General features: G+C 39.4%; 12 protein-coding genes. 7 read left to right on the top strand and 5 right to left on the bottom strand.

Translation table 11 applies throughout. The features are described 5' to 3' along the window. Window positions 1–17: 17 nt before the first annotated feature. Together GSQ74_RS09740 and GSQ74_RS09745 are read left to right on the top strand one after the other, a co-directional pair. Entirely contained in the window at window positions 18–3,188 is a 3,171-nt protein-coding gene (locus GSQ74_RS09740) for an efflux RND transporter permease subunit (RefSeq protein WP_158992629.1), read from the top strand. A gap of 465 nt (window positions 3,189–3,653) precedes the next feature. Then, window positions 3,654–4,214, top strand: coding sequence for a hypothetical protein (locus GSQ74_RS09745; protein WP_158992631.1), 561 nt, complete (start codon window positions 3,654–3,656; stop codon window positions 4,212–4,214). A 73-nt stretch (window positions 4,215–4,287) separates the two neighbouring features. Here GSQ74_RS09745 and GSQ74_RS09750 read toward each other — a convergent pair whose 3' ends face one another. Then, a complete protein-coding gene (locus GSQ74_RS09750; protein WP_174236923.1) occupies window positions 4,288–5,481 on the bottom strand; it encodes a pyridoxal phosphate-dependent aminotransferase in 1,194 nt (397 codons plus the stop codon). Window positions 5,482–5,660: 179 nt separating this feature from the next. On the opposite strand from GSQ74_RS09750, the gene GSQ74_RS09755 reads away from it, so the two are divergent. Genes GSQ74_RS09755 through GSQ74_RS09770 form a run of 4 tightly spaced genes read left to right on the top strand, consistent with a single transcriptional unit; the run spans window position 5,661 to window position 8,952 of the window. Then, window positions 5,661–6,635 carry a cation diffusion facilitator family transporter gene (locus GSQ74_RS09755; RefSeq protein WP_158992633.1) on the top strand — a complete coding sequence of 325 codons (975 nt, stop codon included), beginning with the start codon at window positions 5,661–5,663 and terminating at the stop codon, window positions 6,633–6,635. Next, complete coding sequence (locus tag GSQ74_RS09760) at window positions 6,635–7,075, top strand: NUDIX domain-containing protein (RefSeq protein ID WP_158992635.1); 441 nt, start codon at window positions 6,635–6,637, stop codon at window positions 7,073–7,075. Before GSQ74_RS09755 ends, GSQ74_RS09760 begins: the two co-directional genes overlap by 1 nt. Beyond that, window positions 7,072–8,337, top strand: coding sequence for an adenosylmethionine--8-amino-7-oxononanoate transaminase (gene bioA, locus GSQ74_RS09765; RefSeq protein ID WP_158992637.1), 1,266 nt, complete (start codon window positions 7,072–7,074; stop codon window positions 8,335–8,337). The genes GSQ74_RS09760 and bioA overlap by 4 nt, the downstream gene beginning before the upstream one ends. A gap of 3 nt (window positions 8,338–8,340) precedes the next feature. Further along, entirely contained in the window at window positions 8,341–8,952 is a 612-nt protein-coding gene (locus GSQ74_RS09770) for a hypothetical protein (protein WP_158992639.1), read from the top strand. Between the two features lie 190 nt (window positions 8,953–9,142). On the opposite strand, the gene GSQ74_RS09775 is transcribed toward GSQ74_RS09770, so the two are convergent. From GSQ74_RS09775 to GSQ74_RS09790, 4 genes are all read right to left on the bottom strand, one after another. Further along, window positions 9,143–9,583: a hypothetical protein gene (locus GSQ74_RS09775; RefSeq protein WP_158992641.1), complete on the bottom strand. Its 441-nt coding sequence runs from the start codon at window positions 9,581–9,583 to the stop codon at window positions 9,143–9,145. Between the two features lie 344 nt (window positions 9,584–9,927). Continuing rightward, window positions 9,928–10,566 carry a hypothetical protein gene (locus tag GSQ74_RS09780; protein WP_158992643.1) on the bottom strand — a complete coding sequence of 213 codons (639 nt, stop codon included), beginning with the start codon at window positions 10,564–10,566 and terminating at the stop codon, window positions 9,928–9,930. 61 nt (window positions 10,567–10,627) lie between these two features. Next, window positions 10,628–12,727, bottom strand: a complete 2,100-nt coding sequence (locus GSQ74_RS09785; protein ID WP_158992645.1) for a ComEC/Rec2 family competence protein — start codon at window positions 12,725–12,727, stop codon at window positions 10,628–10,630. A gap of 238 nt (window positions 12,728–12,965) precedes the next feature. Then, window positions 12,966–13,301 carry a MerR family transcriptional regulator gene (locus GSQ74_RS09790; RefSeq protein ID WP_158992647.1) on the bottom strand — a complete coding sequence of 112 codons (336 nt, stop codon included), beginning with the start codon at window positions 13,299–13,301 and terminating at the stop codon, window positions 12,966–12,968. Between the two features lie 150 nt (window positions 13,302–13,451). Here GSQ74_RS09790 and alaS point away from each other — a divergent pair, with 150 nt between their 5' ends. Beyond that, window positions 13,452–16,187, top strand: a complete 2,736-nt coding sequence (alaS, locus tag GSQ74_RS09795) for an alanine--tRNA ligase (RefSeq protein WP_158992649.1) — start codon at window positions 13,452–13,454, stop codon at window positions 16,185–16,187. Window positions 16,188–16,302: the final 115 nt, after the last annotated feature.

Consider the following 16,302-nt stretch of genomic DNA (forward strand, 5'->3'; position numbering starts at 1 on the left):
TTCCTAATAGCAAACGAATGATCGCAGATACTTTTATAAAAAGGCCGGTTACAGCAATAGTTATTTCAATAGTAATTGTTGTGGTTGGTATTTTGGCTATAAGCACTTTATCAGTAGGGCAATACCCTGATATTACACCACCAACGGTACAGGTTACGGCTAATTATCCGGGGGCAGATGCCGTAACATTAGAACAAACGGTAGCAACTCCTATTGAGGTACAGGTAAATGGTACGCCGGGCATGACCTACCTGCAAAGTAATAGTACCAGCCAGGGCCAAATGAGTATGATAGCCAACTTTGAGGTAGGTACCAATATAGATATTGCCGCGCTTGATGTGCAAAACCGTGTAGGTATTGCAACGCCAAGTTTACCGCAGGATGTGCAACGTTTGGGTTTAACCGTGCGTAAAAAAAATCCAAGTATATTAATGCTGGTGGCTTTGTTTGCCCCTAAAGGAACGCATGATGTTACCTTTATGGATAACTATACTAACGTATTTATAAAGGATGCCTTAACTAGTACTGCCGGTGTTGGTGACGTTATTACCCGTGCGGATGACTTTAGTATGCGTATTTGGCTAAAGCCTGATAAATTGGCTGCACTTGGTATGACCGTGGCTGATGTTACCGCAGCGCTAAACGAACAAAATGCGCAAGTTGCGGCCGGTATAGTTGGCGGTACCCCCCAGGAGAAACAACAACCCTTTGAATATACGGTATTAGTGCAAGGCCGCTTAACACAACCCGAAGAGTTTGGGAATATAATAGTAAAAACACAGCCCAATAAAGGTGCGGTAGTACATTTAAAAGATGTAGCACGTGTTGAGCTGGGAAAATTTAACTACGCTAATAATTCATATGTTGATGGTAAAAGGGCTTCGTACCTATTAATATACCAGGCACCGGGCAGTAATGCGCTTGCAACTGCCGATGCAGTTTACGCGACTATGAATGAGTTGAAAAAATCGTTCCCTGCTGATATTGACTACGTGGTTCCGTTTGAATCCATAACCGTGGTTAAGGTATCGGTACACGAAGTTGTTGAAACACTGCTTATAGCGTTGGCATTGGTAATTATAGTGGTATTCCTGTTTTTGCAAAGCTGGCGTACCACACTGATACCGGTATTGGCAATCCCGGTGTCTATTATCGGTACGTTCATCTTCTTTATACCATTAAACTTCACCATAAATACATTAACGCTGTTTGGTTTTGTATTGGCGATAGGTATTGTTGTGGATGATGCCATTGTTGTGGTAGAAGCCGTTCAGCATTATATGGATGAAAAAGGCATGTCGCCCAAAGAGGCTACCCAGCATGCAATGAATGATATTTCTGCGCCGGTAGTAGCTATCGCGTTAATATTGGCAGCGGTTTTTGTACCGGTTGGGTTTATACCGGGCATAGTAGGGCGGCTTTACCAACAATTTGCCATAACCATCGCTATATCTGTATTGATATCAGCTTTCGTAGCATTATCGCTAACTCCGGCATTGTGTACTTTGATCTTACGCCCACACAAACTTGACGAAAAATCAGGCGGACTGGATAAGCTGTTCTTTAAATTTAACGCGTGGTTTGAACGGGTTACAGGTAAATATAAAAATGGGGTCGACAGGGCGATTAAAAACTCAAAATTTGTAATTATTATACTGGTATGTATAGTTATAGGAACCATCCTGCTATTTAAAAAGAAACCAAGTGGTTTTATCCCATTGGAGGATGATGGTCGTTTATATATTACTTATGATTTGCCCGAAGCGGCATCAACCCAACGTACAGTTGCCGTATTAAACCAAATGATGCATGTATTGGATAGTGTACCCGGCATATTGCATTATGCGGCCTTAGGTGGATTAAATGTGGTAAGTTTTGCGAGTAAATCAAGCAGTGCTACCATGTTTGTACAGCTTAAACCCTGGGATGAACGTACTGCTGATAGTTTGCAAATAGGGGCTATTACAGCCAATTTACAAAAGAGACTATCAAGATTTAAAGAGGCTAACTTAGTGGTAATTCAACCTCCTGCTATACCTGGTTTGGGTAGTACAGGTGGTTTCTCATTTATATTGGAACAAAAAGCTGCCGGTGGCGATATTAAGGTTTTTGAACAGGTACTTAAGAACTTTACCATCGCTATTAATAAACGGAAAGAAATAGCCAAAGCATTCTCGTTTTTTACCGCGAGTACACCTGCCTACCAATTAACCATCGATCGGGAAAAGGCTAAAAAGCTGGGCATCTCAATCAGTGATATAAATAGTGCCCTGCAAACTTATATGGGGAGTTCATATATTAATGACTTTACCATTTATGGGCGCGATTTTCACGTAGTAGCACAGGCCGATACTAACTATCGGACAAATATCCAGAATATCGGTCAGTATTTTGTGCGTAACCAGCAAGGTGGGATGGTTCCTTTAAGTACATTAACATCGTATAAACTAATACAAAATGCACCATTAATATCACACTATAACCTATTCCGTTCTGCGGAAATAGACGGTGGTTCGGCCCCTGGATATAGTAGCGGTGATGCATTAACGGCATTGAAAGAAGTGGCAGACCAAACACTGCCGCAGGGCTTCGGCTATGAATTTTCAGGGTTAAGCCGTGAAGAATTGTTATCGGGTTCAAAAACTGTGTACATCTTCATGTTGTCTATTGGCTTTGTATTCTTATTCCTGGCTGCTTTGTATGAAAGCTGGTCGGTACCATTTTCGGTATTGCTTGCGGTGCCATTGGGCGCGTTTGGGGCCATACTCTTCCTGAACTTTAAGCCGGGCTTAACAAATAATGTTTATGCGCAGATTGGTTTAATTACACTGATAGGTTTAGCTGCTAAAAATGCTATCCTTATTGTAGAATTCGCTAAAGAGCGAGTCGACAGGGGGATACCGCTTGAAGAAGCGACCCTACATGCTGTAAGATTACGTTTAAGGCCAATTATCATGACTTCAATGGCATTTATATTGGGCGTATTGCCATTAGTATTTGCCTCGGGCGCAGGTGCGCAAGCAAGGCAAACCATTGGCTGGACAGTATTTGGTGGTATGCTTGCAGCAACTTCATTAGCTATATTTATAGTGCCTGTGTTATATTATACCATAACTAAGTTTGCTTATGGCAAAGAGAAATTGGCCGAGTTAGAGAAGAATTATAAACCGGATGAAGGTGAGTTATAAGTAATTCTATAGAATAAATTTATTAAGGCCCGTGTAAACGGGCCTTTTTTGCTTTTGTAAAGCCTAAATAAATGTCATATCAATCAAATAAAGATTAAAAAGGAGGCTGTTTGGCATGAAAAATAGATGAAAAATCACATTATTTTATCAACTTAACTTTTCTGATACTCTTAAAAAGGACACTAAAATAGACAGTTGTTTTTTTTCAAAAGTTATGGAAGTGATTTTTTTGGGCATATTGAAATGTTAAATGTACTTGTTTTTTAATTTGAAACAGATTTAGCTAAAAACGTTTGACTATCAATGGCTAAAATATCGTTAATGACTTGTAACTGCCTGAAGATTTACTTGAAAATTAGTCATTTGATTAACTTTAAGTTACAAGTTTGGCACATTGGCAGAGTATTTGTAAACTCCATGTTAAATAACTAACAGTTTATTTATACAACTTACAATTACACAACAATGAAAAAAGTAACAAATTTATTAGCCGCAGCAACAGTAGCAGTGGCTATATTTATTGGATCGAGTGCGAAAGCACAAACAATTACACCAGATAAATTCCGTTTTGGAATAGGTGTTGAAGGTGGTATAGCTACCGGAGCAGCGCACGATTATTCAAACCTTGAATTAGGTGGTACAGGAAGGGTACAATATGGTGTATCAAATAATTTAGCTATTACGCTTACATCTGGTTATTATAATTTCTTTGGTAAAACTGAACCAGGTACAGACAGTAAATATCAATCATTGGGTATGGTGCCAATTAAAGCAGGTATAAAAGCCTTTTTTACTCCAAACTTATATTTTGGTGCAGAAGTAGGTGCCGGTATTGAAACTAAAACTTTCTTACCACAAGGTGTAGATGAAAATTTTGCTGAAAAAGATACCAAATTGATTTTATCACCAGCTATAGGTTATGCCAGCAAACATTATGATGTTGGTGTACGTTATGAAAATTACTCAGGCCAGGGTAATAACTACGGCTTAGTAGCTTTACGTGTAGCCTACGGATTTGGACTATAATTTAAAGAAACCTATATAAAAGAAAAACCCCGGCCAAAACTGGCCGGGGTTTTTCTTTTATATAAACTTTAGGCTATTTTAATTTAGCTAAAGCTGCTTTTATGCGTTTAACTGCTTCAGTCAATTTCTCTTCGGAAGCAGCGTATGATAAACGTAATGATTTCGGGTCACCGAAAGAATCGCCACCTACCGTTGCTACGTGGGCCTCTTCCAACAGGAATATAGCTAGCTCATCAGAATCATTAATGGTTTTGCCATTATAGCTTTTACCGAAGAACGAAGTTACATTCGGGAAGAAGTAAAATGCGCCATCAGGCAGGTTTACTTTTAGTCCTTCAATATCGCTTAATAAACTATAAACTAAATCGCGGCGTTTTTTGAATTGTTCACGCATCTGCAAAACAGTTTCTAAACCACCTTCGTAAGCTGCAACACCGGCACGTTGGGTAATTGAGCAAGTACCTGAAGTGATCTGGCCCTGTAGTTTATCAAAAGCAGCAGCAGTTTCTTTGCTTGATGCTGAGTAGCCAATTCTCCAGCCAGTCATCGCGTAAGATTTTGAGAAACCATTAATGATTATCACGCGATCTTTAATGCTATCAAACTGTGCGATCGACTCATGTTTTTCGCCATAGTTGATGTGCTCATAGATCTCATCAGAAATAATATAGATATGCGGATGTTTTTCAAATACTTTAGCTAAACCTTCCAGTTCGCTTTTGTTGTAAACGCTACCGGTTGGGTTGCTTGGCGATGAAAACATGAACAGCTTTGATTTCGGTGTAATTGCCGCTTCTAATTGCTCAGGAGTGATTTTGAAATCCTGCTCAACTGTAGTATCAATAAATACACTTTCGCCTTCGGCAAGTTTTACTACTTCGCTATATGATACCCAGTAAGGGGTAGGAATGATAACTTCTTCGCCAGGATTAACCAAACATAATACCGCGTTAGCGATAGCTTGTTTTGCACCTGTTGAAACTACGATCTGGCTGAAATCATAATCAAGATTATTTTCGTCCTTCAACTTCTTAACAATCGCCTTTCGTAGCTCAGGGTAACCCGCTACAGGTGTATAATAGGTGTAGTTTTCATCCATCGCCTTTTTAGCAGCATCTTTAATATGCTCAGGTGTGTGAAAATCCGGTTCGCCAAAACTTAGGCTGATTACGTCTACGCCCTTGGCAGCAAGCTCACGGCCCATTTTGGCCATTTTAATTGTTGCCGACTCAGACAAGTTGTTGATCCTGTTACTTAGTGCACTCATGTTTTTTTGTTCTTAATGCGGCAAATATATAAAAACTCGTAAGTCTTTGACCTGATGTGTTAAGTCAATATGAATTTTTACAGATAATTAAATGTGGTTAACTTAACACTTGTAAGTTTCGAGTTTAACCCGAAATAATACAGTTGTTATTTATAAATTTGGCAATAAATTACAACGCTTTGCGCGAACAAAAAAAGATCATACTATTTTCGCTTGTTACCGGTATCATACTGATGACAGCCAAATTCGGGGCATATTTCTTAACCTCATCCAATTTTGTACTTACCGATGCTGCTGAGAGCATTGTAAATGTGCTTGCAAGTTCGTTCGCGTTTTTTAGTATCTACCTGGCATCTCAACCCAGGGATGAAAACCACCCTTACGGGCATGGTAAGGTTGAATATTTTTCTGTTTTTATTGAAGGTGCATTAATTGGTATAGCAGGTCTTATTATCATCGTAAAATCTGTTTACGGGATATTTTACCCCAATGCAATTCATAATTTGCTGGTTGGTGCTATTATTATAGGTGTAACAGGTGTAGTTAACGGTGCCCTGGGTTTTTATATGATAGGGAAAGGCAAGTCTATCCCCTCAATAACTATTGAAGCTGATGGGCGCCACCTGATAACCGATATGATAACCAGTTTAGGTTTGGTGATTGGCCTGCTATTAATCTATTTTACCAAGATATTATTGCTGGATAGTTTGCTATCAATCTTTGTAGGCCTGTATATAGTATTTACAGGATATAAGTTGGTACGGAGATCTGTTGCCGGTTTAATGGACGAGGCTGATTTTGACGTAGTAACAGAAATAGTAAAGATATTGGATGAAGAGCGCCGCGATGAATGGATCGATCTGCATAATTTCAGGGCACAAAAGTATGGTAATGAGCTGCATATTGATTGCCACATGACATTGCCAAATTATTTAGATTTGAATAGAGTGCATACCGAGGTATCATTAGTTGATAAATTGGTGAACAGCAGGATCACTAAAACAGAGTTATTTATACATGCCGACCCATGTTTACCTAATTGCTGCTATTATTGTAGCATGCCTAATTGCCCAATACGGTCTGAAGCGCAAACGACCCGGATACCGTGGACAATGGAAAAAGTTATCCGAAACAAAAAACATTTTGAAGATTAATGTATCAATTTAATGTACGTGTGTATGGCCTGCTAATTAACGAACACCAGGAGGTTTTGGTGAGCGATGAGCAGGAATATGGGATGCAATTTACTAAGTTCCCCGGTGGGGGATTAGAGTACGGCGAAGGATTAACCGATGGCCTGAAACGAGAATTTGTTGAAGAATGTAATGCGGAAGTTGAAGTTATCAGTCACTTTTACACCACGGACTTTTTTGTGAAATCTGCTTTTAATGATTCACAGATCATCAGTGTTTATTATCTGGTAAGAAATATCAATGCCCTGGATTTAAACTTTAAAATCAAAGTCTTTGATTTTGATGGCGAGGGAGATGTGTTGCAAGCATTTCGCTGGGTAAAGTTAAGCGAATTGAGAGAAGATGATTTTACCTTTCCGATAGACAAACATGTCGCAGGGCTTTTAATAAAGAATTTATGAGTTTAGCTGAAAGAGATTTAGCAGTTATATGGCATCCATATACACAAATGAAAACCGCGCAAAAGCCAATACCTATAGTAAGGGGTGAAGGCGCTTGTTTGTATGACGAGAATGGTAAAAAGTATATTGACGCGGTATCATCGTGGTGGGTTAACATTCATGGGCATGCTAATAAATACATTGCCCAAAAAGTAGCGGAGCAGTTATTAAAGTTAGAACATGTAATTTTCGCGGGATTTACGCATCCCACAGCCGTTGAATTGGCTGAACGGTTACTTGAAATATTACCATCGAACCAAAAAAAAGCATTTTACTCTGATAATGGTTCAACAGCTATTGAGGTTGCTATTAAAATGTGCCTGCAATACTGGAATAACCAGGGCAAACCACGCACAAGGATGCTGGCGTTTAAAAATGCCTATCATGGCGATACCTTTGGGGCGATGGCCGTAAGCGGCCGTAGTGCTTTTACCGCCGCATTTGATTCGTTATTATTTGAGGTTGAATTTATTGATCTACCTGATGAGTTGAATGTTGAAAGTTTAAAGTCTAAAGTTTCGAGTCTTAAGTCTGATCTGGCTTGTTTCATTTTTGAACCACTGATTCAGGGTACAGCAGGAATGGTAATGTACGAAGCCGAATACCTGGATGAGTTGCTTAAACATTGCCGTAATGAGGGTGTATTAACCATTGCTGATGAAGTATTCACCGGTTTTGGTCGCACAGGTAAGTTATTTGCCTGCGATTATTTAAGCCAGCAACCGGACATCATGTGTTTTTCAAAAGGGTTGACTGGTGGCACTATGGCATTGGGTTTAACTACTTGTACGCAGCAAATTTATGAGGCTTTTTTGTCGGATGATAAGTTGAAAACGCTTTTCCACGGGCATTCTTATACTGCTAATCCGGTTGCCTGCTCGGCAGCATTAGCAAGTTTAGATATAACCTTGCAGGATGCTACCATGCTGAATATCCAACGGATTGGGGCTCTACATAAAGAATTCGCCTCAAGAATAAAGTCTCACCCTAAAATAAGAACCATCCGCCAAACAGGTACTATTGTAGCTATGGAATGGGAAATAGGCGATAATACATCATATTTTAGTTCGTTGCGCGATAAACTTTACCAGTACTTTTTAGATGCGGGCATAATTATGCGGCCTTTGGGTAACATCATTTATATTTTACCCCCGTATTGCATTACCGATGATGAGCTGAACTATATTTACAGCAAAATTGAACAAGCGCTGGAGGAAATCTAAAAAATGGAACTATCAACTATATTACCTAATATTATTGCCGATAAACAATTGCATGCCCGCTGGTTGAATACGCTGTCGTTAATGGAAAATACAGGCGCAAGGAAAATATCAGCAAGTGAAGACCCGGTTACCGTAACCTATATTATTTTAAAGCATGCGGCTGAGGAGCATCGCCATGCATTCTACCTGAAAAAACAAATAGAAAAAACAGAAGACGGACTATGCCCAACCTATGCGGGTGAGTATTTATTAGCTCCGGCTTACAGTAAATATTATTTGAACCAGCTGGATATTGATGTTTGCCGTTATTTAAAATCAGAACTTAAGCTAACCGGCCGCGAGCTTAGGTTTGCAGCATATTTATTAGTCACCTATGCTATTGAAGTGCGTGCAGATGAACTTTACCCGATTTACCAGGATGCGTTGGATAACGCAGGTAGCAAGGTGAACGTGAAATCGATTATTTTAGAGGAGGAAGGACACCTGGAGGAAATGATCAATCAGTTACAACACTTTTCGCCGGATTGGCAGTTGCATGCTCAAAAAGCAGTTGATATGGAAACCCATTTGTTTAAAAGCTGGGTTAATGAGTTGGGTGCGGTTATAAATAACTAACGTTTAATATTTAAGCGTCATTGCGAGGAACGAAGCAATCCCAAGCTATGCAGAGCCGCTCTGTAAGTAGGGGATTGCCACGCTGCGCTCGCAATGACAATTCTTAAACATCTTCTAAGATTATTTCCCAATACTGTTCGAAGTTTTTAACTTCAGGCGGTGGTAAATAATAACAGGATGAAAAGCTTTTTCACAATTGTTTTTTACGTTGAAGTGCGAACTTGGCTGATAATTCACTAGTTATTTTCTCAGTATCACTTACTGATGCGACTTGGTCGAAGATTGATTCTCTTTCATTACTACTCATTTGATATAGCTGTGGATAATCCTTTTTTAAGATTGACTGATAAATAGCAATTAAACGAGGAGTACCAAAATATTCTATAGGATGGGTAATTCCAGCAGACCTAAGACACGCAATTATTTCATTCGCATTCTTGGCATGTGGTAAACTCGCATGCAGTTTTGCATTTGTTGCATCATTTATATTGTATCTATTTGACATGATTTTTAAAGCAAAAAGGGTCCTCGATTTCAAGTAAGCATGTGCGAATTTATCCTTCTTTAACTTTTCAACCAATGTATCTGTGTGAGCAAAATTTCTTCTGCAATTGGTTGATAATATTGCCATGACTAATATTAATGTGATTCTGAGTCTCATTGTATTTCTTAAAGTGAGCGTGTTAACTAGTGGAATACTTTTTAAATACAATAGCCGATTTTAGTTTACTCCAATACTGTTCGGAGTTTTAACTTCGGACGACTATGACTGGGTGCGGTTATAAATAACTAAGCAACTGTTTAAAAATGATAAAACTATCGTCATTGCGAGCGAAGCGTGACAATACTAAGCTATGCAGAGCCGCTTTGTAAGTAGGGGATTGCCACGCTTCGCTCGCAATGACGTTTTTGTTTTATATAAAAGAGGCTGTCCTTTTGAGACAGCCTCTTTTATTATTATCAGTTCTTTTTTAATTATTGACCTGAGTTTAAGTCTTCCAGGTTAACTTTTTCAAAATCGCTACCGATTGCGAAAGTACCGGCTGGTGCTTTACCTTCGGTTATACTTTTAATTGTGATGTTTAATTCCTGACCTTGTTGGAAAGAAGTGTATTGGATAGGAAATCCGCCTGCGGCAGTATAATAAGGAGCTATAGCCGATTGCGGAACGCTTATATCATTGGTGATCCATAAATCATAGCTTTTGCCACTTTTAGCCTCTTTGGCGATCACTTTTTTACAGTTAAAACCTGAAATTACTTTGGTTTCGGCTGTTGGTGTAAAAGTGAATGACGGTAAGCCTGCAAAAGCTTGTTCTATTTCAGCAGCAGAAGCAACTCCTGCCTTTTTCAAGCCAGCAACCGGAATATTCAGTACAATAGCAAAGTAATCACGTTTGGCATCAGATAGTATTTTTACATTTCCTGCACCAAAAGTTATTACGCTTGCTGATGAATCTGGTGTGAAATACGATTTAACAGTTGCCGGGTTACCCCTTAATTCTGTATCGTATGCAAAGTAGCCTTCTTTATAAACTTTTTGGGCGTTCGCGTTAATAAGGGTACCTACTGTTAAGGCAATGCTTAATGCGGCTCCTAATACTTTATTATTCATAGTTTTTTAGATTTTAAACCAATTTAGGGATTTGTTTATTGAAACCAAATCTTTTTATTTTTTAATTAGATACGGCGATGAGTGCTTTGTTACGCTTCAACAGAATAAAATTTTCCACCGGCCACTTGATCTGCTGAATTTGATCTACGAATCTGTCGCTGTTTGCCGCGCTTATAATCAACTGTTGGTACATGTAGTTTTTATTTATGTTGTTAAAATTGCTGTATGGATTGCCGGTGATGTAAATGTAATTGGCTGTTAGTTTACTGTTTAATGCGCAATTGCTTATAGATTTATCAAATAACAATATCCGTTTATCAAAAAACTGGATGAGGTTTGATCGTTTCAAAGCATAATTGCTGTTAACATTCTGTTTTGGGTTGTAAACGGTAATATCTGTTAACTTGCAACTATCTAAATAAGGCTGAATAGAATAGCGGTAATTTTTATTGGTGTCGCTAAGGTCTGACAATACAATCGCTTGATTGCCGTTTCTCATCACAATGCCCATATGGCTGCGCATATTTAAGAAGGCGATGGAATGGGTATTTGCTGATGTGATCCTTTTATAGCTAAAACTAATGCTGAGCAATAACAAGCAACAAAGACTTAATCGTAGTAACCATATCTTTCTATCAAACAAAAAATAAAACAGGCTGATTATCATCGCGTATAACAACAGATACTCAGCTGTATTTAACCAGATTTTGTTGATGGTTGATAGTGGGAATTGCTCAATATTTGATAAGCCTTTATTCATAAGCAGGATCGTTTTTTCTAAGATCCATCCGAGGTAGTGCGATACATAAGCTATCTGCGGCAGCAATAAATAAAGGATTCCGGTATACATGATGATGGCGGCGGGTATAATCAGCAAAACATTACTCACCAAAAAATAAACGGGGAACTGGTGGAAATAAAACGCGCTAAGCGGAAAAGTGATGATTTGCGCGGCGATGGAAACCGAGCAAATCGCCCATAATTTATCGACGAATTTGTTTTTGAACTTGAACCAATCATAAACTACCGGCCTTAAAACGATCAATCCGCCAACGGCTAAAAATGCCAATTGAAAGCCGACTTCGGTAATTAAATAAGGATTGTACAAAAGCAATACAAATGCCGAGAATGCCAGTATATTAAGCGTATTGATGTATCGGTTATATATTTTACCAATCACAACCATACTCACAACCAATACCGCACGGCATATGGCAGGCGAAAAGCCAGTAAGCAGGGCATAATACCATAAAACGCCTATAATGATTGTTGCCCTTAGTAATCTGCCGTATTTGTGTCTGCTTAAAAAGCTTAGGGCATAAGTCAGCAGGAAATAAATGATGGCCACTTGTGAGCCGGAAACAGTAAGTACATACACGGTACCTGTACTGGAGTAAGCTTGCAGTACATCGTTACTTAAATCTGCCCGGTAACCTAGTAGCATGGTTGATGCCACAGCGATGGCATCGGGGTTATGCAAGTTGGCTTTAAGCTTTTTGACTAATTGCTGCCTTAATTTTAATGCATAAACTACAATGGGATTCCCGGCATCATGAGCCAATATCACGTATTTATGGCCATATAAAAACGATTGATAATAGATGTTTTGATGAGTTAAATACTGTTTGTAATTAAACTCGGCGGGGTTAAATGGTGGGTCGACAAGGGTGTAATTTGCAGGGATGAGTACTTCATCGCCGTAAGCGAGCGTTTGGGCCAGGCTATCTTTTAAGGTCACTAATAAAGTGCCGCTGGTTGTTGCTTTATTGCCTTTGTTGATACTTTGTTCAACCTTGGCTGTGAATCTTATTAATCCATTTTTTAAAATGGGCTCGTTGTTAATTCGGATAATGACGAATTGGGCGGGAGATTTTGAGAAGTGGTTTGGGCGGTTTAATTCACTATAATTGGCTATGCTGATCCAGCCAAAAATAAACAATATTAAATTGATGAGTATTCCGCCAAGCCATCTTAACTTATAAATGTTGAATTTTTTATAGCCGATATTTAGGGTGATGAAGGCAGTGCTAAGGGTAAGCAAAAGAATTAATAGGATGGTTGTGCTAGCAAACTGAGCAAAGTTTAACCCAAGGGTTATCCCCAGCAAAAAAGGTATCAGTAAAATAACAAAAGGAATTTCGCCTTTGTGATTTGCTATCATTGTGATTTTGGTTATCTATCCCTTGTCATTCTGAGCGTAGTGAAGAACCTGTAAAGTGGTTTATACCAGTACAGATGCTTCGTTCCTCAGCATGACAATCTTATTTATAAAACTCATTGTCATTCTGAGTGCAACGAAGAATCTTCTAAATTATGCAAAGCGAATTATACAAGACGAAGAAGATTCTTCGTCCCTCAGAATGACAAACGTGGAATAAAGATACTTTTTCGCGGAGAAATTACAACTGGTCGCGGACTTCCAGCAGGAATTTTTTTATGTTTTCGAGGGAATCGATTACACGTTGGGTTTCTTTGGTTTCACCGGAATTGTTTTTCAGGTGATCTTTGGCGCCGTTAAGGGTGTAGCCTTTATCGCGTATCAGGTGGAAGATGATTTTTAGGTTCTCGATATCTTCAGGGGTGAAATAACGGTTGCCCTTTTTGTTCTTTTTGGGTTGAAGAACGTCAAATTCTTTTTCATAAAACCTTATCAACGATTGATTAACATCAAACATAGCCGATACTTCACCCATGGTGTAGTACATCTTGCTGATCTCGCGTTCTTTGTAAGGCATATGCAAAGGTAGTAATTATCTGAACCAGGATTTATAGGATTAAAAAGATTTTTAGGATGATAGAGACTTAAATATAATATCCCGAGAATCCTTAAAATCCGTTAAATCAAGGTTCAGACAGTTTCCAACAAATAATTACATTTGCATTCTATGACCGCTACCCAGATACGCCAGGCTTTTTTAGATTTTTTTGCTGCTAAAGGACATACTATTGTGCCTTCAGCGCCTATTGTTGTTAAGGATGACCCAACACTGATGTTCACTAATGCAGGGATGAACCAATTTAAGGCCATTTTTTTGGGCGAAGAACCAGCGAAGTTTCCTCGCGTAGCGGATACACAACGTTGTTTGCGGGTATCGGGCAAGCATAATGATTTGGAAGAGGTGGGTATTGATACCTATCACCATACCATGTTCGAGATGCTGGGTAACTGGAGTTTTGGCGATTACTTTAAAAAGGAAGCCATCGACTGGAGCTGGGAACTATTGACCAAAGTTTACAAACTAGATAAAGACCGCCTGTACGTTACCTATTTTGAGGGCGACGAAAAAGAAGGCTTGGCAAAAGATACAGAAACCTACGACTTGTGGAAACAGTATGTAGATGAAGCGCATATCCTCCCCGGCAACAAAAAAGATAATTTTTGGGAAATGGGGGAGACTGGTCCGTGTGGGCCGTGTTCTGAAATACACTTTGATAGTCGACCAGACAATGAACGCAAGGAAGTTAGCGGCGCTGTTTTAGTAAACGCCGACCATGACCAGGTAATTGAGATATGGAATAACGTATTCATGCAGTTTAACCGCCTGAAAGATGGTTCGCTGCAATCGTTGCCTGCGCAACATGTGGATACGGGTATGGGTTTTGAGCGCTTGGTTAGGGTGCTACAAGGGAAGACATCAAACTATGATACTGATGTTTTTCAACCGATGATCCAGTTCATCGCGGAGAAATCAGGTAGGAAATATAACAGCGCTGCTAAACCCGGCGATAACGATTGGAGCGAAGCAGTTGCCATGCGTGTAATGGCAGATCATATCCGCGCGATCAGTTTCGCGATAGCTGACGGGCAGTTGCCGTCGAATAATAAGGCTGGTTATGTAATCCGTCGTATTTTACGCAGGGCGGTTAGGTATCAGTATCAATATTTAGGCTTTAAAGAGCCATTTTTAAACCAATTAGTGCCTTTGTTAGCAGAGCAGTTTAAAGGGGTGTTTGATGAGTTGTATAGTCAGAAAGATTTTGTGCAAAAGGTTATTTTGGAGGAAGAAAATTCATTTCTGAGAACCTTGGAGAATGGTATAAACAGGTTTAATAACTATTTTATAAACCCAGACTATATCAATCCAAACCCAATATTAAAAAGAGGCCTTATTAAAGGTTCTAATAGAGAGGAACTAGATAAATCACTCCACGATGAGAGAAGCGTTGATAATGAAATTGTTTCTGGAAGCTTTGCTTTTGAATTGCAAGATACTTATGGTTTTCCAATTGACTTAACTGAGCTGATGGCTCGTGAGAAAGGTTGGGCTGTTGATTTAAAAGGTTTTGAGGAAGCTCTACAGGCTCAAAAATCCCGCTCACGTGCTGCAACTAGTATTGATACCGGCGATTGGGTGGTTTTAAAGGATGATGACAAGGTAGAGTTTACCGGTTACGATGAAACGGAAACTATCGCCCATGTTGTAAAATACCGTAAGGTAACTGCTAAGGGAAAAGAGCAATACCAGATTGTTTTGGACAAAACACCATTTTATGCAGAAAGTGGTGGTCAGGTAGGTGATACCGGGGAATTGGTTTTCCCGGATGGTGAGGTGATAGAGGTAACAGATACTAAAAAAGAGAATGGACTTATCGTTCATTTTGTAGATAAGTTGCCTGAGGATATTGATGATGCATTAACCGCTATTGTTGATAACGAGAAACGTAATAATACTAATAGCAATCACTCGGCTACGCACTTGCTGCATGCTGCTATGAAACAGGTTTTGGGTAGCCACGTAAATCAAAAAGGTTCACTGGTAAATGCGGAATATCTGCGTTTCGACTTTTCACACTTCGCCAAAGTAACTGAAGAAGAACTAGCAAGAATTGAAGCCATTGTTAATGAAAAGATACGTGAGAACATCGCCCTTAAAGAAGAGCGCGATGTGCCTTATGATGTGGCTATAAAAAGCGGCGTAACAGCCCTGTTCGGCGAAAAATATGGCGACAAAGTAAGGGTGATCACTTTTGATGATACCTTTAGTAAAGAGCTTTGCGGTGGTACGCATGTTAAGGCTACGGGTTATATCGGTTACTTTAAAATAGTATCTGAGAGCGCGGTTGCCGCTGGTGTTCGTCGTATTGAGGCTATTACGGGTATTGCCGCGGAGAATTTTATTAATGAGCAAAGCAAGCTGGTTCAGCAATTAAAAGAGCTGCTTAAGAACCCCAAGGACATATCCAAAAGCGTTGAAAGTTTGATCGAAGAAAATGCCAGGCTTAAAAAAGAAATAGAAAAATCTATCCTTGAAAAATCATCTGGTTTAAAAGATGAGCTAGCCCAAAAGGTAGAAAATATTAACGGAATAAACTTCATCGCCCAAAAAGTGGAGTTGCCTAATGCTGACGCTATAAAAAATGTGGCTTACCAGCTTAAAGATATTGTAAGCGATTTGTTCCTGGTATTAGCTGCTGATATTGACGGCAAACCAAATCTAACCGTAATGCTGAGCGAAAACCTGGTAAAAGAAAAAGGATTGAACGCGGGTAATATTGTTCGAGAATTAGCTAAGGAAATACAAGGTGGCGGCGGCGGTCAGCCATTTTTCGCGACCGCAGGTGGTAAGGATGTAAGCGGGATTGACCGGGCGTTGGAAAAAGCTAAAAGCTTTACAGCCTAAAACAAAAAGCGCCGGCTATTATCCATAGGTGTCGGACGATTAAAAGGTTGTCATTCTGAGCGGAGCGAAGAATCTGTAAGGTGGTTTACACGTGTACAGATGCTTCGTACCTCAG

The sequence above is a fragment of the Mucilaginibacter sp. L196 genome (assembly GCF_009765905.1).
In the GTDB taxonomy this organism is placed as follows: Bacteria; Bacteroidota; Bacteroidia; order Sphingobacteriales; family Sphingobacteriaceae; genus Mucilaginibacter.